This window comes from Cohnella fermenti (assembly GCF_004801405.1).
GTDB classification, from domain to species: Bacteria; Bacillota; Bacilli; order Paenibacillales; family Paenibacillaceae; genus Cohnella; species Cohnella fermenti.
On the sequence record NZ_SSOB01000032.1, the window covers coordinates 1 to 18,205 of the forward strand.

Annotated in this window: 19 protein-coding genes and 1 pseudogene; 11 read left to right on the forward strand and 9 right to left on the reverse strand. The window is 57.2% G+C overall.

Annotated elements, in window-relative coordinates:
• Nucleotides 1–186, reverse strand: a pseudogene (locus tag E6C55_RS34255) (IS5/IS1182 family transposase); the annotation flags it as partial.
• A 207-nt stretch (nt 187–393) separates the two neighbouring features.
• Here E6C55_RS34255 and E6C55_RS33920 point away from each other — a divergent pair.
• Both E6C55_RS33920 and E6C55_RS21995 read left to right on the forward strand, forming a co-directional pair.
• Nucleotides 394–567: a hypothetical protein gene (locus tag E6C55_RS33920; protein ID WP_168735804.1), complete on the forward strand. Its 174-nt coding sequence runs from the start codon at nt 394–396 to the stop codon at nt 565–567.
• A 201-nt stretch (nt 568–768) separates the two neighbouring features.
• Nucleotides 769–1,608, forward strand: coding sequence for an amidohydrolase family protein (locus E6C55_RS21995; protein WP_136371977.1), 840 nt, complete (start codon nt 769–771; stop codon nt 1,606–1,608).
• Here E6C55_RS21995 and E6C55_RS22000 read toward each other — a convergent pair.
• Entirely contained in the window at nt 1,581–2,471 is an 891-nt protein-coding gene (locus E6C55_RS22000) for a helix-turn-helix domain-containing protein (RefSeq protein WP_168735805.1), read from the reverse strand. The genes E6C55_RS21995 and E6C55_RS22000 overlap by 28 nt on opposite strands.
• Nucleotides 2,472–2,605: 134 nt before the next feature.
• Here E6C55_RS22000 and E6C55_RS22005 point away from each other — a divergent pair, with 134 nt between their 5' ends.
• Together E6C55_RS22005 and E6C55_RS22010 are read left to right on the forward strand one after the other, a co-directional pair.
• Nucleotides 2,606–4,477 carry an ADP-ribosylglycohydrolase family protein gene (locus E6C55_RS22005; RefSeq protein WP_168735806.1) on the forward strand — a complete coding sequence of 624 codons (1,872 nt, stop codon included), beginning with the start codon at nt 2,606–2,608 and terminating at the stop codon, nt 4,475–4,477.
• 19 nt (nt 4,478–4,496) lie between these two features.
• A complete protein-coding gene (locus E6C55_RS22010) occupies nt 4,497–4,751 on the forward strand; it encodes a response regulator (protein WP_136371980.1) in 255 nt (84 codons plus the stop codon).
• Nucleotides 4,752–4,794: 43 nt separating this feature from the next.
• Here the strand turns inward: E6C55_RS22010 and E6C55_RS22015 are convergent, their stop codons facing one another.
• From E6C55_RS22015 to ytxJ, 3 genes are all read right to left on the reverse strand, one after another.
• Entirely contained in the window at nt 4,795–5,382 is a 588-nt protein-coding gene (locus E6C55_RS22015; RefSeq protein WP_136371981.1) for a TetR/AcrR family transcriptional regulator, read from the reverse strand.
• Entirely contained in the window at nt 5,379–6,053 is a 675-nt protein-coding gene (locus tag E6C55_RS22020) for an ArsR/SmtB family transcription factor (RefSeq protein ID WP_136371982.1), read from the reverse strand. The genes E6C55_RS22015 and E6C55_RS22020 overlap by 4 nt, the downstream gene beginning before the upstream one ends.
• 71 nt (nt 6,054–6,124) lie before the next feature.
• Nucleotides 6,125–6,463, reverse strand: a complete 339-nt coding sequence (ytxJ, locus tag E6C55_RS22025; protein ID WP_136371983.1) for a bacillithiol system redox-active protein YtxJ — start codon at nt 6,461–6,463, stop codon at nt 6,125–6,127.
• 204 nt (nt 6,464–6,667) lie between these two features.
• On the opposite strand from ytxJ, the gene E6C55_RS22030 reads away from it, so the two are divergent.
• Nucleotides 6,668–7,933, forward strand: a complete 1,266-nt coding sequence (locus E6C55_RS22030; protein ID WP_230986814.1) for an MFS transporter — start codon at nt 6,668–6,670, stop codon at nt 7,931–7,933.
• A 105-nt stretch (nt 7,934–8,038) separates the two neighbouring features.
• On the opposite strand, the gene E6C55_RS22035 is transcribed toward E6C55_RS22030, so the two are convergent.
• Entirely contained in the window at nt 8,039–8,581 is a 543-nt protein-coding gene (locus E6C55_RS22035) for an uL14 family ribosomal protein (protein ID WP_136371985.1), read from the reverse strand.
• A complete protein-coding gene (locus E6C55_RS22040; protein ID WP_136371986.1) occupies nt 8,581–9,015 on the reverse strand; it encodes a hypothetical protein in 435 nt (144 codons plus the stop codon). The genes E6C55_RS22035 and E6C55_RS22040 overlap by 1 nt, the downstream gene beginning before the upstream one ends.
• Nucleotides 9,016–9,377: 362 nt before the next feature.
• On the opposite strand from E6C55_RS22040, the gene E6C55_RS22045 reads away from it, so the two are divergent.
• From E6C55_RS22045 to E6C55_RS22065, 5 genes are all read left to right on the forward strand, one after another.
• Nucleotides 9,378–10,208: an alpha/beta hydrolase gene (locus E6C55_RS22045; RefSeq protein WP_136371987.1), complete on the forward strand. Its 831-nt coding sequence runs from the start codon at nt 9,378–9,380 to the stop codon at nt 10,206–10,208.
• 122 nt (nt 10,209–10,330) lie between these two features.
• Nucleotides 10,331–11,020, forward strand: coding sequence for a response regulator transcription factor (locus E6C55_RS22050; RefSeq protein WP_136371988.1), 690 nt, complete (start codon nt 10,331–10,333; stop codon nt 11,018–11,020).
• Nucleotides 11,001–12,440: a HAMP domain-containing sensor histidine kinase gene (locus E6C55_RS22055; protein ID WP_136371989.1), complete on the forward strand. Its 1,440-nt coding sequence runs from the start codon at nt 11,001–11,003 to the stop codon at nt 12,438–12,440. The genes E6C55_RS22050 and E6C55_RS22055 overlap by 20 nt, the downstream gene beginning before the upstream one ends.
• Before the next feature lie 149 nt (nt 12,441–12,589).
• Entirely contained in the window at nt 12,590–13,480 is an 891-nt protein-coding gene (locus E6C55_RS22060; RefSeq protein WP_136371990.1) for an alpha/beta hydrolase, read from the forward strand.
• 4 nt (nt 13,481–13,484) lie between these two features.
• Entirely contained in the window at nt 13,485–14,471 is a 987-nt protein-coding gene (locus tag E6C55_RS22065; RefSeq protein ID WP_136371991.1) for a ketoacyl-ACP synthase III, read from the forward strand.
• Here E6C55_RS22065 and E6C55_RS22070 read toward each other — a convergent pair.
• Nucleotides 14,466–15,284, reverse strand: coding sequence for a helix-turn-helix domain-containing protein (locus tag E6C55_RS22070; protein ID WP_136371992.1), 819 nt, complete (start codon nt 15,282–15,284; stop codon nt 14,466–14,468). The genes E6C55_RS22065 and E6C55_RS22070 overlap by 6 nt on opposite strands.
• Nucleotides 15,285–15,408: 124 nt before the next feature.
• Between E6C55_RS22070 and E6C55_RS22075 the strand changes: the two genes are divergently transcribed.
• Nucleotides 15,409–16,716, forward strand: a complete 1,308-nt coding sequence (locus E6C55_RS22075; protein WP_168735807.1) for an FAD-dependent oxidoreductase — start codon at nt 15,409–15,411, stop codon at nt 16,714–16,716.
• Between the two features lie 65 nt (nt 16,717–16,781).
• On the opposite strand, the gene E6C55_RS22080 is transcribed toward E6C55_RS22075, so the two are convergent.
• Nucleotides 16,782–18,005, reverse strand: a complete 1,224-nt coding sequence (locus E6C55_RS22080) for a M20 metallopeptidase family protein (RefSeq protein WP_230986812.1) — start codon at nt 18,003–18,005, stop codon at nt 16,782–16,784.
• Between the last annotated feature and the right edge of the window lie 200 nt (nt 18,006–18,205).

The window sequence follows — 18,205 nt, forward strand, 5'->3', positions numbered from 1 at the left end:
GAGACGAATCGGCGGAATGGGGGGACGGCCCGTCGTACTCGTGTAGAAGGGCTTCGTTTTCTCCGTAATAAAGGAGAAGTCGATATGCATATCGATTAGCCGGAGCAAGTGATCTTCAGGAACTAACATATCCGTACTGGCCATTTCGACTTGAAATCTTCCTTGGTTGAGATGCTCGGAGCTCATGCTCGTCCCCCACATTCATTCGCTTTTTCTATATTATAACACATTACCGCGTTAATTAATTGAAATGTCTTTTTCAACAGCCTGAAAAATCATATAAAATCGCAAAACTCATCGGATCGGAGGGGCGAACAGCCTTGCGGGGCTGCGAGCAGGATAGCGATAGCAGGATAACGACAACAAGGGAACGACAACAAGAGAACGAAATCTATGATTAGCCGAAAGCGCAGTTTGGAAGAATGCGGAGATGCGGCAGAATATGAACCTGCAGATGAGGAGAAGGCGAATATGAAGTCGTTGCGAGAGTTTGGCGAAGCGATCCAATGGGGTGCGGATGCCATCCGGGTGATGGAAAATCGCGAGATTGGCGCCAGGCGCTCATGAGGAGTACCGGATTCGGGGAATCGACGATGCCATCTGCTTCGATATAAGCGGGCAGCGTGCCTGTGACCGCATGGACGATATTAAGAGGCGAGTACCGCACAGAACTCAATTGTGTATATGGCAGGTCGTTCAGATACCGGACTATACTTGCAGTGAGAGAATAAGGCGGAGACTGTCTGCAAAAAAAAGGGAGCGGTCGAAATGAGAATCGATGCCCACCAGCACTACTGGTCGATTGGGCGAACGGACTACGGGTGGCTGACGCCGGATAAAGGGATTCTGTATCGGAATTACGGCCCGGAGGAGCTTAAGCCATTATTATCCCAATTCGAATTCGATGCGACGATCGCGGTTCAGGCCGCTCCTTCGGTGGAGGAGACGCGCTATTTGCTTCGCTTGGGCGAGACGGAGCGGACGCTGGCCGGCGTAGTAGGGTGGCTTGATCTGACGGACACGCAGATGGAGCGAGCGTTCGTCAGAATGCGGGAGCACCCGTTATTCGTCGGCATTCGCCCGATGATTCAGGATCTTCCCGACGGCTGGATCGTGCAGGATACGGTAGCGGGGAACATCCGCCTGCTGTCGGATGCCGATTGTCCGATCGACCTGCAGGCTCGCCCGCGCCATCTCCCGGATCTGATCCGCCTGGCCGATCGGGTGCCGAAGCTGCGTGCGGTCGTCGATCACTTGGCCAAGCCGGAGATCGATCGCAGCGCTTGGCTGCCCTGGAGCCAGGAGATTGCGGAGTTGGCGGGCCACGGCGGGATCTATGCCAAAATATCCGGTTTCTCTGCAGAGCCCGGCCGCAAGTGGGGGCTGGAGGATGCACGCCCGTATGTCCGCCATGTGCTGGATACGTTCGGTCCGAATCGGGTGATGTACGGGAGCGACTGGCCGGTTTGCCTGGAATCGTCCACGTATCCCGCGGTTTTGCAAGCGGCAGTCGACTTCGTTCCGAGCGGCTGGACCGGGGGCGATCGCGCCGCCTTATTCGGCAAGAACGCCGCTGCGTTTTACAACGTAGCCTTTTGCGCCCGATAAGCCTGGGGAGGAAGTCCCGTTACCTTTTTGAAGAGACGGCTGAAGTAGAAAGGGTCCGAATAGCCGACGGTTTCCGCGATTTCGCGGACCGTCTTTTTGGTATGGACAAGCAGATGCTCCGCTCGCTTCACGCGCAATTCCTGCACATATTGGAAAATCGACATGCCGGCGTACTTTTTGAAAATCTGGCATAAATATTCGTATTTTCTATCGGTTACCCGCTCCAACTGCTCCCGGTCCAGCTCGCTTTCGAAGTAATTGTTGATATGACTGAGCAATCCGCGAAACGTTAAATAGGATACCGGGAACAAGGTGTCCTTCTCGCTATGATCCAATACTTCCGTGGCAATCTGCCACAGCATCTCGGAAAGCTGAATGGCCGCAAAATACCTGTAGTACCCTCTGGGACGCTTTATCGTCTCCACGAGCTGCTCGAAGATGCTCAGAATCTTGTACTGCAGCGAGGTGCGATGCCGCCTGGGGAGGATGAGCTGTTCGTCATGGCTGCGCCCGATCGTATACAACTCGGACCGCGAGGCTTGGATGATATTAAGATGTGGCGCATGATCTGATCCAAGTGGCGTCAGTCCTGGCTCGCAGGTGAACTGTACCCAGAAAAAGCGGCCGCTGCGTTCATGGGGCTTACAGCCCCGATGCTGCTCCCAGGGGGTCAGCAGCAGCACATCGCCCGATTGCAGCGTCAGGAGCTCGTCTTTCATTTGCAAGCGAATGTTCCCATCGGCAACCACAATCAGTTCGTAATGCGGGTTATGGTGGTTTTTCATGAATTCCGGATGGTTGGCATCGACTAGACCGGCCCATCTGACATCAAGGGATGACAGCCGCGACATGGCAAAATACATGATTACCTCCAAGTTTTGAATGGGGCTGGAACACATTCACGTGCATGGTCGGTCGACCGGACATCAGTCTATACTGGGGCATGCAACGGAGAACGCGTTCATCATTACTATACCATTTTCGGGAGGTTAGACGAATGAAAGTAAGCATTCTAAACGAAAGTGAATATTATCGCAAGGTTTATGGCGGCTGGCTCGGCAAAAATATCGGCGGCACGCTGGGCGCACCCGTAGAGGGGAAAAAGGAGCTGCTGGCGCTTGACTTCTATCCGGTCCTGCAGGACGGCCCCCTGGAGAACGACGATCTCGATCTGCAGTTGGTGTGGCTGCATGCGCTGGAGCAATATGGCCCCGGCTTGACAGCTCGCGAGCTGGGGCAGGAGTGGAAGGAACATGTGTTTTTCCCTTTTGACGAGTACGGCTACGCGCTCGCCAATCTGCGGAGAGGTCTTGAGGCGCCGGTAGCGGGCTGGTTCAACAATCCGTTTGCAGACTGCATGGGGTCGCCGATTCGCTCCGAGATCTGGGCGATGGTTGCGCCCGGCGCCCCGGAGGTGGCGGCTTGGTACGCCTATCAAGATGCGATTGTCGATCATGCAGGCGGCGAAGGCGTATACGGAGAGATGTTTTTCGCAGCGATCGAAAGTGCCATCTTCTTCGAGGAGGACCGCGACAAGTTGATTGAGCTCGGCATGTCATACGTACCCGAGCAAAGCAGGACGGCCCTTGCATTGAGGGATTTAATGAAATGGCACAAGGAAGGAAAGGACTGGATCGAGGCGCGCAACCTGATTTTGCATCATCATGGCAGCGACAACTTCACCGACGCTCCGCAAAATATTGCGTTCACGATTCTTGGCTGGCTGTACGGCGAAGATTTCGAAGATGCCATACTGAAGGCGACGAATTGCGGGTACGACACGGACTGCACGGCAGCGACCCTAGGATCGATTCTGGGTATGCTGCTCGGCCCCGAAGGGCTTCCCAAGAAGTGGGTCGGACCGGTCGGCAGCCGTGTCGTTGTCAGTCCTCCGATCAAAGGTTTCCCGGCGCCGAAGGATCTGGACGAGCTGACGCGCCGCACGATCTCGGCGGGGCGAAAGGTGCTTGCCTGGTGGGAGACGGATATTCTTGTTCATCCCGAGCTGCCGACGTCCTGGAATCTGCAAGCCGTCTCCAATGCCGCAGCGAAGGAGCTGCAGCACCGAAGCGTGCAGGAGAACCGGTACCTGCTTCCTCGGGGAACGAAGCTTCAGCCGGACATGGAGCTCCGATTGAACTACGGTGAAGCAGGTCCGTCGATCGCGGCAGGCCAGACCAAATCGATGCAAGCCGTTTTTAAGAATCTCTCCTGCGAGACATTGATCGGCACGTTGTCCGTCGTGCTTCCTGTCGGATGGGAAGGGCCGCAGGCTCTGGCCGTGGAGCTGGCGCCGGGCGATTCGAAGGAATGGACGATATCCGTGAAGGCGGGGAGCGAACAGGCGGCATCCTACGAGCTGGGACTGTGCTGGACAAGAGAGCACGATGCTCGCAAGTGGTCCGAGGAGCGCGTCGCGTTCTCGCTCGTCGCGGCGTCCGAATGGATTTTGCGAGATCCGGCAAGCGGGGACGAGCGAGCGACGGTCATCCATGGCAACCGGATCGAATGGGGCGGGCCGTCCACAGCGCCATCGGGCGAAGTGTACTATGCCTCCACCGTGCTGAATATTCCGTCCGAGCGCGAGCTTCGGCTGATCGCGGCATCGGCCGGTCCGGTTCGCGTGAAGCTGGACGGCAAGCCGGTCATCGATTGCAAGGAGGCGCAGGAATTCATGCCCGCCTATCACAGACCGTCCGATGAGCAATATGTCGAGCTGACGCTGCCTGCCGGACGTTATGCGCTGGAGGTGGAGGCGGTCAAGCAGGAGGGGCTGGCGCCGGAGGTGTACGTGCTGCCGGTTGCCACGAGAAATACGTCCCAGCCCGGGGGAAACTATTATTATACGGACATTCTCTTTCATTGTTAGGACCCGGGGGGATCGAAGCATGTATAGGATGATGATTGTCGACGATGATTATATTGCTGTCGAAGGTCTCAGGGATTTAATTGACTGGGAGGCCATGGGCATTCGGATCGTAGCGGAAGCCGAGGACGGCGCCGAAGGGCTGCAGAATGAGGTTGCGGAGCAATACGTCTCTCGGTCCGATCTTCGGCACAGGCAGCTCTTCGACTCTAACATCCGTTGCAATTTACAGCTTGCGCTCAGCCGTCAAATAAACGACAGTTCCGCAGAACTGTAAACTATCGTGCGCAACTTAGACAGTTTGCCGCGAAATTTATCGGTTACAGCAGATTGCGCAACGGGTTTAACCGCACGATTTTGTCGGCGAGGTAGTTGGGGGAATACGGAAGATCCTGCTCGAGCCAGAACGTGATCGTACCGATCATCGCCGAGATGGCATACCAGGAAACGACCTCCCTCGGCATCTCATAGTCGGAGACGGACTGCCTGTATTCATGCATGTGATCCGCGCTTGGCGACCTCAACGATTCCATGACCCGCTTATCGAATTGCGGCAACGCCTTCTGCACGAACAACAGGCGATACACCGTCTTATTGTGCTGGATATACGTCAAGAGGTGCTCGAAGATCCGCTTCTCCCGCGCCTCCCGGGGCAAAGCTTGATCGTAGTAGCGCAACAAAACCTCTTTTATTTTCACAACATAACCCTCTAGGAACCGCTCGATAAACTCATCGATGTTCTTGTAGTGCAAGTAGAAGGTGACTCGGTTGATTCCCGCCCGCATGGCCAACTCGTTGACGGATATCTTATAGAACGGTTTCTCTTGCAGCAGAAGGACCAGAGCGTCGTGCAGCAACTGCCTCGTCCGTTGGATTCGCAGATCGTCTTGACCCGTGGTTGCCATCATAGCGCCTTAAGCTGGAAGTGTTCTTCCCATTCGTTGACTCCTGCGTCCATCCGATAAGCGGTAATCCCGTTGGCCTGCAGCTTCTCCGCAGCGATGGCAGAGTAAACGCACAAGGGGCCCCTGCAGTAGGCGATCACTTCAGCAACATCGGGCCTGTCCCGCATGAAGCTGTCCAACTCCTCCATCGGTACGGAGATGGCGCCGACGATATGCCCCGCATCGTACTCCTCTCTTGGTCTCACATCGAGCAGCAGAATGGATTCATTGTTCACTTTGGTCATGACTTCATCCATCGTCAACGTTTGAATGCCATCCAGGTCATTGAGGAAGTCGTCCTTCAGCTTGCCGATGTCCGGCAGCTGCTTCTCGCTGATTCGCCAGAGCGACGACAGGAAGTCGACAACGGCCGGATCGGCCAGAGAGTAGATGGCATATGTTTTGTTCTTGACGAATTTAACGAGCTTGGCTTCCAGCAGAATCTGAAGATGCCGAGACACGTTGGCAACGGTCATAGCCGTGCAGGAAGCCAGCTTCTCCACGGTTTTGGGGCCTTGGGAGAGCAGCATCAATAGTTCCAATCGTTTGTCGCTCGATACGCTTTTGCCGATCCTCGCGAACTGCTTGTACAAATCCTCCTTTAAGGACTTCGCGGAGCCCAGGACGTCCTCCATCTTCGTTGACCTCATTTCTACTATAGAATTGGAAAAATCGGCAATAGCATTATGCTATTGCCGACGCGGGGTTAGTCTAAAACGGCTGTGATGTGCGCTTTGGTGACGGACCAGTGTGTGGTGCTCCAATATTTTGCCTTGTCCTTCACGTAAATAATCTGCGGCGACTCGTGCTTGACATTCAAATCCTCGGCGATCCGATTCGATACGGGACGGGATTCGATCACCTTAACAAGCGTGTAGTCCACGTCGGGATTAGGCGAACCCTTCAGATACTCTTCGTATTCGCGAAGCGCATTGGCGCTGACGGGACAAGTTGTGCTGTGCTTCAGGATAACCTGTCCGCGTTCGGAGGATTTCGCGATAAGGGCATTCCACTCGTCAAGCGTTGAGATCTCTCTCCAGTTCATTGTGAATTCCTTCTTTCGGGCTTTGAATTCAAATAGTTGATTGAATTTTATCATATAATCCTCTGTATTGACAGTAGGGGGAGACGGCACCTATAATTCAATTATTCGATTGAAAAGTAGAATTTATGTGCGGCAGAGGAGAACACGATGGCTGAGAATCCGTTAGAGCTTGACGGTCATGCCCTGAGCGTGACAAATCCGATTATGGAATACGTGAGATCGCCGGAGAAGCAACGCCAGTTGCACGCAAGAACGTTGAGAGTCGTCATTGTCTCCCAAATTTTCGGCGGAGCGGGTCTGGCGGCAGGCATTACGGTTGGCGCGCTGCTGGCGCAAGCCATGCTTGGCACGGATCGGTATTCCGGGGTTCCCACGGCATTGTTTACGCTGGGTTCGGCTATCGCCGCGCTCCTGGTCGGCCGCCTGTCGCAACGGTTAAGCCGCCGCGTCGGGTTGGCCGCCGGTTTTATGGCCGGCGGCATAGGAGCCATTGGCGTCGTCGGCGCCGCTATTCTGGACAGTATCCCGCTGCTGTTCCTGTCCATGCTCGTGTATGGAGGGGGAACGGCGACCAATCTGCAGGCGCGTTATGCGGGGACGGATCTGGCGCTGCCCGCCCATCGGGCCCAAGCGGTCAGCATGGCGATGGTGTTCACGACCTTCGGCGCGGTTGCCGGCCCCAATCTTGTGACGGCGACGGGCCGCTTCGCCGCTTCGGTCGGCGCTCCTCCATTGTCCGGCCCCTTCATGTTGGCCGCACTCGCCTATATCGCAGCCGGGATTGTCTTGTTGTTGTTCCTGCGGCCGGACCCGCTTATTGTGGCCAAAGCGATTGCGGAGGATCAATTCTTGCAAGGTGCCGCTGTTGCACAGCATGACCAGCCTGCTGCGCAAGAGCAAAAAGGCAACGCCAAAGGAATCGTTATCGGCGCAACCGTCATGCTGCTCACTCAAGTTGTCATGGTAGCGATTATGACGATGACGCCCGTGCACATGAAGCATCATGGCCACAGCTTGGGCGAAGTGGGACTGGTCATCGGCCTTCATGTGGCCGCTATGTATCTGCCGTCCCCCCTTACGGGTTATCTCGTCGATAAATTCGGCCGCACGATGATGTCTTATATGGCGGGGTTAACCTTGCTGCTCTCCGGGCTGTTGGCGGCGCTCGCTCCCGGCGATTCCATGATTCTGCTTGTTGCGGCATTGGCGCTGCTCGGATTGGGCTGGAACTTCGGGTTCATTAGCGGAACGGCGGCAATCGTCGACGCGACGGCTCCCCGGGAGCGCGCCAAGACTCAAGGCTCCATCGACGTCCTGGTCGCGCTCGGCGGCGCTTCCGGAGGCGCGCTGTCCGGCATGGTTGTCGCTCAGACGAGCTACGCGACGCTGTCCCTGTCCGGAGCGATTCTGTCGTTGCTGCTTATTCCCTTCGTGATCTGGTCCCGGGCGAATAGAGGAGATAAAGTGTGACGGAGCGTTCAATACTTCTCCAAATCTTATTATGTTGCCGAATTTTTTGCGCACAACAAGGGCGGGTTATCTATTCGATATCCCGCCCTTGTTGTATTCCTTAGCTTATTCCGTCGTTGAAGTGGTTATCTCAACAGGTCCCCGCACAAGACTCCATTCCTTCGAATCATTCCTTTGCATATCGAAATATACGAAGTTGCCATCTTTACGTTCCCAGAACTGAATGACCCGTTGCTGATCGGATCGGATCAGCACAGCGGGGAATACATCGCCAATCTCCAAGGCTCCATTCGCTTCTTTGCCCATAAGCACCCGATTAAACGAGGAGGCTTCGTCGATCGTCATTCCGTTGGTCAACTCCAGATCGACATCGCCTGCATTCACCAGCGTCCACTCCGATTTGGATTCTTCCCCCAACTCTGTCAGGACAGCCGCTTCACCTCGCTCCCAACTGCTTTGGAGGAACGCAGCCACTTCAGGCTTTTTTGTTTGCAGAAAAGGTTTATGGAGATTAATATGTGCCGTCCCCTGCTCAAGTGTTTGCTGGAAGGTCTCCGGCTGATCCGCATTTGTTAATTGCGAAATTCCAAAGAATGTTCCGCCAGCCGCGATACACGCAAGAAAAGCTTTTTGCAGTGTTTTTTTCATTAATACCCCTCCCAAGTCTCGGTTCCGGCAAAATCATAATCGTTCCCATCTTCAAATTCCCAGTGCTCACTCCATCTCATTTCATAATCATTTGACGAAGCATGCGTGCAGGCAGTTGTTTTAGCTTCAACATTAATTGGTGGAGTACTATCTTCTGCCAACTTGCTACCAGTAAATACTCCATTCGTGTACCAGTTGAAATAAGCACGTCCCAATTCCGTTGCAGGATAAAGACCATTATCGGTACCTCGGTCGCTACCTAAAACATAGCTAGTGCTTCCTACAGGACATGTAGTATCTATGGAAATTGAACGTGAAGGAGTTACATAAGCTGAAGCAGATTGATTAACACAAAGAATAGTGAAAAGAGATAGGGCCATAATTGATTTTATGGTCTTGTCCTTTTTTATCGTTAACACCTTATTCTTCAACATAGCTCACCGTCCATTCGTTGTTTGTTCCCAGGGGCGGGTATAATTTATCATTATATTACTTTTAGTAAAAGGGTAAATAGAACTAAATTTACATTTATTCCTTATTCCAGATCCTTGCGAAGATTATCTGTATTATTGACGATTTTTTACGCATAAAGGTTGGAAACAATATGTAACACCGAAAGAAAATGATATGTCCAACAATAAGGTAGCAGTCTCAGCCGCTTAGACTAGACGCTAGGAACTTCAATCCAAACAACTGTCCGAATTCAACGTTCTCTGTCTTAATAGTCAAAAGCCATTGCATCCCGCTGAGCTGCAGGTTACGATTCTAGTAAACACAATTGCTGGGAGTGCCGCTTATGACCATTAATGTTGCTTTGCCTTGGAGAGAAGTTCTTGCGGACGAGGCCGTTCACACCATTGTTGGCGACGTTCGGATTATCGAGGCCTTCCCGATTCCGCAGCTTCAGACCGAGCGCAGGGTGTGGATTTACTTGCCGAGGAGCTATCACGGCGGGGAGCGCAGCTACCCGGTCTTCTATATGCATGACGGTCAGAACGTATTCGATCAAGCGACGTCCTGGGGGAGCGAGTGGGGCGTCGACGAGACGTTGGAGAAGCTGGAGGACCCCGAGCTGGAGACGATCGTAGTCGCAATTGACCATGGGGGCGACGAACGCAATCACGAATATAACTTCGCGGTTAACGCGGAATACGGCTTCGGCGGCAAAGGAGAGGCGTACGCCGCATTCCTGGCGGAGACGCTCAAGCCTTATATCGACAGCCATTATCGTACGCTCCCCGAACCGGAGCATTCGATCCTCGTCGGAAGCTCGTTCGGCGCCTATGTCTCGCTGTTCGCCGCCATCCGTTATCCGGATCGCTTCGGCCGCGTGGGCGGGATCTCCTTCGTGATGTGGCATGACGGCGGCGCGATCGTGGAGCTGCTCCGGCAGTCGGCGCTGTCCCCTGCGCTGCGCGTCTATCTGAGCATCGGCGAGCTGGAGACCGACAACCCCGAGTTTAATCGGATCGCTTGCGAGCACGTCGAGCTGGCCCTCCAGACGATATTAGCGGCGGGAATCCCGGAGGAGCGCGTTCGATTCGACGTCGTTCCGGGAGGAACGCATCACGAATCCACCTGGGGCTCGCTGTTCCCCGAAGTCCACCGCTGGCTGCTCCAGCCATAGATGGCTTCTGTCATCCCACTGACACATTGGAAGTGTATGGTCGAGGCAGCGCAAGTTCGAACACAAGCGAAGAATCGCATCTTGGATGAGGCCGCGAGCCGGGACAAGAAGGGATTGTACGAATGAAGCAGAAGGTGCTGATTGTTGAAGACGAAGCCAATATCTCCATGGTGCTGAAGGCGTTCCTGGCGAAGGCGGGCTTCCTGGTCGAGCAGGCTTACAACGGCGAGCAGGCCGTCAGCTTGTTCGAATCGGGGAAGCCGTCGCTTGTGCTGCTCGATATCACGCTGCCCGTGATGGACGGCTGGACGGTGCTGAAGCGAATCAGGCAGGTGAGCTCGTGCCCGGTCATCATGCTGACGGCGCTCAGCGATATCAACTATCGGATCGAGGGGCTGAACAGCGGCGCCGACGATTATCTGAGCAAGCCGTTCGTCGGGGACGAGGTGGTGGCGCGCATCAGGGCGGTGCTGCGGCGGATGCCGCAGGTCGCGACGGAGAATGCGGCGCTGTTCGGCGGCCTCAAGGTGGACTACAACGCGAGCGAGATCGCTTTGAACGGCAAGCCGGTGCACCTGACGCCGCGGGATTTGTCCCTGCTGCTCTTCCTGACCCGCCATCCGAACCAGACGTTCGATCGGGACCAGTTGATCGAATCGGTCTGGGGCATGGATTACGTCGGGAGCGATCGCGCCGTCGATATGGCGATCAAGCGGATTCGCCAGTCTCTGGCGGGGTGGTCCTCGGAGGAAGGGGATATCGTTACTTTCAAGAGATTGGGGTACCAATTCCGTGTCAAGTCCGCAACGTAAGAGCATCCTCTACTATTGGTCCATCCGCTACTTGACGATTCTGTTCGTCAGCATCGTGGTTCTCGGTCTGCTCGCCATGTATCTGTTCAATTGGAACGCGTTGTATCAACAGAAGAGCCGATTGCAGAACATCGTGCGGGACATCGGAGCGGCGGCCGAGGACAATGGAGGCAGGCTTCCCGAGGTTCCGGACATGGAGCGGTTCCTGTCCGATCTCGCTGCCAGGCATGGATTGCCGGACGATCCGATCCTGTTCATTCTCGACAGCGAGGGCGGAGTTGTTCAGCAATTCCCGCCGTCCCCTCCGAAGGAGACCGATCAGATCGCAGAGAGAATGCCGGAGGTGCTGTCCCGCGGGGCGCAGATCATTGCCCTGGATGCGTATGAAGGCAGGAAACCTCTCTTCGTCGGCATCCAGCCGATTGCGGTCGCAGACCGGACGGCAGGGTATGCCCTGTACGCGGTTGCGAGGCAGGATGTACTGGACGGAATCTTCGCCTTCCGCTACCCCAGAATCATCCTCTTGAGCCTCTTCATGCTGCTCGGCTGGGGGATCGTGTACGCGTTGACGCGAAGGCTGATGACGCCGATTCGGGAAGCGGCGGAGGCGGCGAAGCAGATCGTGGCCGGCAACTACGATCTTCATCTGGATAAAGAGTACAAAGAGAAGGAGATTCACGAGCTCGCCTCGTCCTTCAAGGAGATGGCGGATCGGCTCAGCCGGTTGGAGGCGCTCCGAACGCAATTGCTGGCCGGGGTTACGCACGAGTTCAAGACGCCCGTCACCTCGATCAGCGGATTGCTTCAAGCGGTGCGCAAGAAGGTCGTCAGAGGCAAGGAAGCGGAGGTGTTCCTCGACCATTGCATGAATGAATGCGATCGGCTGCAGAAGATGGTCGAAGACTTGCTGGACTTCAACAGCTTCGCCGCCGGCGTCATCAACGTAAGGAACGAGCCGACGCCGCTGAACGAGACGATAGCGGCCATGATCGACCGATGGCGCTGCGGGCAGGATCGCTTGCAGACCGAGGTCAGGCTGGAGATGGCGGCCTCGAAGACGAATCCGATCGTATTCACCGATCCGACCCGCCTGGAACAGATTCTCGTTAATCTGCTGAATAATGCAAAGGATGCGACGGCCGGCGAGGGATCGATCCGCATCTCCGTAAGCTCCGATCCGGAGTGGAGCATCATTCGAGTCGAGGATACGGGCTGCGGCATTCCCGCAGAGGAGCAGAAGGATATCTTCGAGCCGTTCTATCGCGGAGCGGAGAAGAAGGTGCTGATCCACGGCCTCGGTCTCGGCTTGCCCTTCAGCCGTCTGATCGCGCGATCGCTCGGCGGGGATCTTGCGCTGAAGAGCAGCTCCGCGAGCGGGTCGGCCTTCGAGCTTCACATTCCGCTAAGCACCGCCAGTTAAAGACAGCCTTGACCGGGATATCGATCCCGCTGGGGTGTCTTTTTTTGGTTCGACAAAAAAACCTCATCCGCCGCTTTTGTCATCTGACTGACATTCTGGAATAGTAGCATGTAGTCGATTGAGAGATTGGGATAAAGGTAGTGGGACGGATGAACGTATGGATTGGAAGTGTGGCGCTGGCTGTTCTGCTTGGCGTATGTTCGATCTCTCTGACGGTCGTATGGAAGCTGATGCACCCTGCGCGGAAGCCGGTGCAGCTATCGCCGGGCGAAGAGGGGATGGCTTATGAATCGATCGCGTTCCGGAGCCGGGACCGGCAGGTCGAATTGAAGGGATGGTTCCTTCCCGCAGCGGGGGCTCCCAAGATGACGATTATTTTCGCCCATGGATACAGGGGCAATCGGCTTCAGAAGAATGCAACGGCGCTTGGCCTGGCCAAGGAATTCGTGCAACGGGACTTCAATGTCGTGTTGTTCGACTTCCGCAACTGCGGAGATTCCGGCGGGCATATTACGACGATTGGCCTCGATGAGCAGCAGGATATTCTCGGAGCGATCGATTGGTGCAAGGCACGCGGGGAGGAGCCGATCGGCCTGATCGGCTTCTCGATGGGAGCCGTCGCCTCCATTCTGGCGGCGGCCAAGAGCGCGGAAGTATCCGGAGTCGTAGCGGATAGTCCGTTCGGCGATCTGACTCGTTATCTGCTGAACAACCTATCGGTCTGGTCCAAGCTCCCGAAGTACCCTTTTTCCCCGCTGATGGTGCTCGCCATTCGCTTCGTTATGCGCAAGAATCCCCGATTGGTGAAGCCGATGGCATCGATCCAGCAGATCTACCCCCGGCCGGTGCTGTTTATTCATGGCGATCAGGACGATGCGATTCCGTGCACCGACAGCGAGATGATGTCCAAGCGATTCGCCGACGCGTTCAGCTATTGGCAGGTTCCGGGGGCGAAGCATACCGGCTCCTACAAGCTGTATCCGCAGGAATATGCGCGCAGGGTTGTTCACTTCTTCGATGGTTTGGCAGGAGGGCGTTGACGGAATGAATTCGAAGTCCAAGATGACGGCAATAGGCAGCTATGTTCCTTCCCAGGTGCTGGACAACTTCGAGCTGGAGGCGATGACGGATACGACCGACGAATGGATCGTGCAGCGAACGGGCATCCGGGAGCGGCGAATCGCCGGAGCGAACGAGTTCACGAGCCATCTGTGCATCGGCGCAATCGACGATCTTCTTCGGAATTATGACGGTACTCTTGCGGACGTCGATATGATCCTGGTGGCCACGTACACCCCCGACTTCCCGGCTCCTTCGGTTGCGTGCTTGATTCAGCGCCATTACGGCATCCCTGCGGCGGGAACGCTCGATGTGAATGCGGCCTGCGCGGGATTCGTCTATGCGATGAATCTGGCGAACGGCTTGATCACGGCAGGGTTGAATCGGAAAATCCTGGTGGCGGGCGCGGATACGGCATCGAAGATCGTCGATTACGGAGACCGCTCTTCTTGCATTCTGTTCGGAGACGGCGCGGGCGTCGTGCTGATGGAGAGGACGGAGGAGGAGGGGGCGGTTGTCGCGCAGCACTTCGGAGCCGACGGCAACGGAGGCATTCACCTCTATCGGACGGGATTAAGGAATGAATTGGACGGCATCGAGCTGAGCGGCGACGGGAAGCTGATGCAGAGCGGCAGGGATGTGTACCGGTTCGCGGTGGGCACGGTTCCTCCGGGCGTGCACAAGCTGCTCGAGCAGGCGCAGTGGAGCGTCGATCGGATCGACTGGTTTATCCCGCACAGCGCCAATCTGCGAATTGTCGAATCGCTATGCGAGAAGACGGGAATTCCGATGGACAGAACGCTGTACAGCATGGAGCAATACGGCAATACGTCGGCTGCGAGCATTCCGCTTACGCTGGCCATGGGAGTGAAGTCAGGCCGAGTCCGGGCCGGAGACCGGCTGCTGCTGTTCGGATTCGGCAGCGGCTTCTCTTACGGCGGCATGATTCTGAAGTGGACGGCATGTTCATAGCCGATTGGAGCGGCGATATAACGCGGGAGTTGTTCCCAGATGCTTGCGGAACAGCTTGTTCAGGTAAAATCCGGATTCGTAGCCGCAGCTCTCCGCAATCTGCGCCAAGGTCAGGTCGGTCTCGACCAGCAGCATCCCGGCCTTCTCGAGCCGGAGCTGCCGGAGGTAGTGGTTCGGAGAGACGCCGACCTCCGATTTGAACTCGCGGCTCAGCCTGTAGGACGACAACCGCAGCTCGGAGGCGATAGCCTGCAGGCTGCAGCGGTCGAAGGCGCGCCGTTCGATCAAAGCCATGGCTTGGCCCATCGGCGAATCGGCCGGGGGGCGTCTGGGCCCCAAGAGCTCCGGCTCGGGAAGCGATTCCAACAGATAGGTAAGCCATATATCCCGAATATAATGATTGCGCAGCTCCTCGGCCGTATCCGGGGCCATCCGGCAGGTGCGCTGCAATTGCTTGTAATTGTACTGCAGGCGCTCGACGTTGCGGATGCTGATCTTGCCTTCGGGGATTGGGGAAGCGCCGGTGCCGGCGTCCGTGTCCGCGGAAGGGGCGACCGTCCAGCGAAGCCGCAAGAACTGCAGCGTCAGCGGGGCGATGACCGATCTGCGCAGCGGAACGCCCGGCTTGCAGAACAGCAGATCGCCGAACGCCGCCGTTCCCGAGCTGCCGTCCAGCTCGTAATGGAAGGAGCCGCGTTCGACTGCAAAAACCGTCCACTCCCGGTACGTCTCCACCTCGTAAATAAACCGGTCGCGTCGTTCGAAATAAGCGTAGAAGCTTAATTCGGGCATCGGATAACGCTGCTCGAGCATCGGTTTGCCTCCCTTCCTCCGCTGCAATTTTGGACATATTATATCGCAAGCGGCTCCATTTGCAAATACTCGCAACCTCTCTACGATGGAGAAGGACGCGACAATCGAAATGGAGGACTGCACAATGGATAGGCAAGAGTATGTCGAGGAATATCGGAAGGTTCCCGTATGCGGGGAATACGATGTCGTGGTGTGCGGGGGAGGTCCCGCCGGCTCGGCGGCCGCGATCGCTTCGGCGCGCGCGGGCGCGCGAACGCTGCTGCTCGAGACGGCCGGATGTCTGGGCGGCGTGTGGACGGCCGGGCAACTGGCGTGGGTGTTCGACTTCGACAAAGCGGGATTCACGCGGGAGCTTCGCGAGGAGTTGGAGAAGCGCGGCGCCAAGGTCGGGGTGCGGGAGGATCGCTTCACGTACGATATTGAAGAGATGAAGCTGCTGCTGGAGGAGAAGTGCCTGGAGGCGGGAGTCGACGTGCAGTTGCACACCCGCGTCGTCGCGGCGCTGAAGGACGAGGCCAACCGGCTGAAGGGCGTCTTCAGCGAGTCCAAGTCCGGCAGGCAGGTATGGTCGGCCAAGCTGTTCGTCGATGCGACGGGCGACGGCGATCTCGGCGCCTTGGCCGGCTGCGGCTTCGACTACGGCTATCGCTCTCCCGACGAAGTGCAGCCGATGACGTTCATGGCGCTCGTATCCGTGCCGGACGTTCAGGCGTTGCAGCCCTATATCTCCTTCTGGCAGGGGGAGGAGCCGCAGCAATGGCCCCGCTTCCTGGAGGAGATTCGCCGCGCCGGTCTGGAGCCTTCCTATGCCAGGCCGACGCTGTTCCAGGTGCGGGACTCGCTTCTCGCCATCATGATCAATCACGGGTATGGCGTAAACGCGCTGGATGCGCGGCAGGTCACGCAAGCGACCATCCGGGGAAGGGCCGAGGTGCAGCGCATCGTGAAGGCGCTTGATCGGCTTGGCGGCTGCTGGCAGGGCATCCGGCTCGTCGCTTCGGCCGACCAGATCGGCGTCCGCGACGGGCGGAGAATTCACGGGCTGCATCGCGTGTCCGTCGACGACTTGACCTCCGGCGCGCGGCACCCGGATGCGGTCGCCAGAGTCGGCTTCGGCGTGGACGTGCATTCGTTCGATTCCCGCAGCAACGGGAAGGAGCAAGGCTTGTCGAACATGGGAGTCCGGTCGCAGCCGTACGATATTCCGCTGCGCGCGCTGATCGCGCGCGACGTCCAAGGCTTGCTCCTGGCCGGGCGGTGCATCAGCGGCGATTACCTCGCGCACGCAAGCTATCGCGTGACCGGCAACGCCGTGTCCATGGGGCAGTATGCGGGCGTTGCCGCCGCTGCCGCCGCGGAGCTCGGGGTGCTGCCCCAGGAGCTCAACTGGGAGGAGATTCGCAAGCGCTTGGTCGGAGTCGAAGTCGGATAAGTCGGATAGGTCGGATAAGTCGGATAGGTCGGATAAGTCGGATAAGAATGAGGAGGGCCGGCGTCTTAACGGACGTTCGGCTCTTCGCTTGCTTCTCTGACCCACTGCAGGAACATGCCTGCGCCCAAGGGCAACGCACTCTCGTCGAGATCGAACAGGGGATGATGCACCGGATGCATGGTCTCCCGGGCCGGATCGGCCACGCCGAGGAAGGCGAAGGCTCCCGGCACCTCGCGCAAGTACAAGGCGAAGTCTTCCCCGGCCAGGCTCGGCTTCTCCAGGACGACAACGTTCCCCTCTCCGAGAATCCGCCTTCCCGCCCGCAGCGACAGCTCGACGGCGGCCGGGTCGTTGATCAGCGGCGTGCCGAGCCGATACTGCGACGTATAGCCTCCCCCGTAAGCGCCGGCGATTGCGGCGGCCCTCGTCTCCAGCACCCGATGCAGCTTGTCCACGTCCTCCGTCCGGAACACGCGGTAGGTGCCGCTCAGCTCGCTCTCTCCCGCAATCGCGTTGATCGCCGTGCCGGCGTGCAAGGTGCCGAAGGCGAACACGGCCGGCTGCATCGGATCGAGCTCCGTCGCGACGGCGATCTTGACGTCGGTGACGAATTGCGCGGCCATGGACAGCGCGTCAACGGCCAGATGCGGCGTGCTGTGGTGGCCGTTCAGTCCCTGGAACGCGATGCGAAAGTGCGTCGAAGCGGCCATCGATTCGCGGCGATGGATGCCGAGCGTGCCGACGGGCAGCGACGGTTGGACATGGAGGGCGAAGGCATAGTCGGCTCCCGCGAGCGCTCCGTCTTCGATCATGTCCTTGCCGCCGCTGATCATTCGCCCGTCGAGCGGACTGGGCAAGGCGCTCTCCTCGGCGGGCTGGAACACGAACCGCACCGTGCCGCGCCACTGCTCGCGGAATCGCGCCAGCGCCTTGGCCGCGCCGAGCAGCATGGCCGTGTGCGCGTCGTGCCCGCAAGCGTGCATGGCGCCTTCGTTCCGGGAGCGGTGCTCGAACGTGTTCTCCTCCCGGATCGCGAGCGCGTCCATGTCGGCCCGAAGCACGATAACCGGACCCGGGCGGCCGCTGTCCAGCGTACCGATAACCCCCTTGCCGAAGTGCTTGCCCACGCCTTCCCGAACATCCAGGCCCAGCTCCGTCAAGTAAGCGGCAACCTTGGCTGCGGTTCGATCGACGTCGAACAGCACCTCCGGGTACCGGTGCAGATCCCGACGGATGTCGATGAGCTCCTCCTTTAACGACCTTATGTACGCCATTGCTTCATCGCTCACGTTAAATTCCTCCCATTGCTTCCAGTTGCGCTTCTTCCAACCTATCATCGTTAAACTCGGCCTGTCTATTCCGATTATAACACTATTTAAAGTTTGAATTGGTCTATCGGATTTATTTATTAGTCAACCGCCAAGCTTCGCCCTTACAATGAGGATAATCCTAACTAATTTAATAGGAATTATACTTATTTTGGGCAAAG

What these genes read in the sequence shown, in the direction of transcription:
- E6C55_RS33920 (WP_168735804.1), top strand. Translation starts at nt 394, where the DNA reads ATGATTAGCCGAAAGCGCAGTTTGGAAGAATGCGGAGATGCGGCAGAA.
- E6C55_RS21995 (WP_136371977.1), top strand. Translation starts at nt 769, where the DNA reads ATGAGAATCGATGCCCACCAGCACTACTGGTCGATTGGGCGAACGGAC.
- E6C55_RS22000 (WP_168735805.1), bottom strand. Translation starts at nt 2,471, where the DNA reads ATGTATTTTGCCATGTCGCGGCTGTCATCCCTTGATGTCAGATGGGCC.
- E6C55_RS22005 (WP_168735806.1), top strand. Translation starts at nt 2,606, where the DNA reads ATGAAAGTAAGCATTCTAAACGAAAGTGAATATTATCGCAAGGTTTAT.
- E6C55_RS22010 (WP_136371980.1), top strand. Translation starts at nt 4,497, where the DNA reads ATGTATAGGATGATGATTGTCGACGATGATTATATTGCTGTCGAAGGT.
- E6C55_RS22015 (WP_136371981.1), bottom strand. Translation starts at nt 5,382, where the DNA reads ATGATGGCAACCACGGGTCAAGACGATCTGCGAATCCAACGGACGAGG.
- E6C55_RS22020 (WP_136371982.1), bottom strand. Translation starts at nt 6,053, where the DNA reads ATGGAGGACGTCCTGGGCTCCGCGAAGTCCTTAAAGGAGGATTTGTAC.
- ytxJ (WP_136371983.1), bottom strand. Translation starts at nt 6,463, where the DNA reads ATGAACTGGAGAGAGATCTCAACGCTTGACGAGTGGAATGCCCTTATC.
- E6C55_RS22030 (WP_230986814.1), top strand. Translation starts at nt 6,668, where the DNA reads ATGGAATACGTGAGATCGCCGGAGAAGCAACGCCAGTTGCACGCAAGA.
- E6C55_RS22035 (WP_136371985.1), bottom strand. Translation starts at nt 8,581, where the DNA reads ATGAAAAAAACACTGCAAAAAGCTTTTCTTGCGTGTATCGCGGCTGGC.
- E6C55_RS22040 (WP_136371986.1), bottom strand. Translation starts at nt 9,015, where the DNA reads ATGTTGAAGAATAAGGTGTTAACGATAAAAAAGGACAAGACCATAAAA.
- E6C55_RS22045 (WP_136371987.1), top strand. Translation starts at nt 9,378, where the DNA reads ATGACCATTAATGTTGCTTTGCCTTGGAGAGAAGTTCTTGCGGACGAG.
- E6C55_RS22050 (WP_136371988.1), top strand. Translation starts at nt 10,331, where the DNA reads ATGAAGCAGAAGGTGCTGATTGTTGAAGACGAAGCCAATATCTCCATG.
- E6C55_RS22060 (WP_136371990.1), top strand. Translation starts at nt 12,590, where the DNA reads ATGAACGTATGGATTGGAAGTGTGGCGCTGGCTGTTCTGCTTGGCGTA.
- E6C55_RS22065 (WP_136371991.1), top strand. Translation starts at nt 13,485, where the DNA reads ATGAATTCGAAGTCCAAGATGACGGCAATAGGCAGCTATGTTCCTTCC.
- E6C55_RS22070 (WP_136371992.1), bottom strand. Translation starts at nt 15,284, where the DNA reads ATGCTCGAGCAGCGTTATCCGATGCCCGAATTAAGCTTCTACGCTTAT.
- E6C55_RS22075 (WP_168735807.1), top strand. Translation starts at nt 15,409, where the DNA reads ATGGATAGGCAAGAGTATGTCGAGGAATATCGGAAGGTTCCCGTATGC.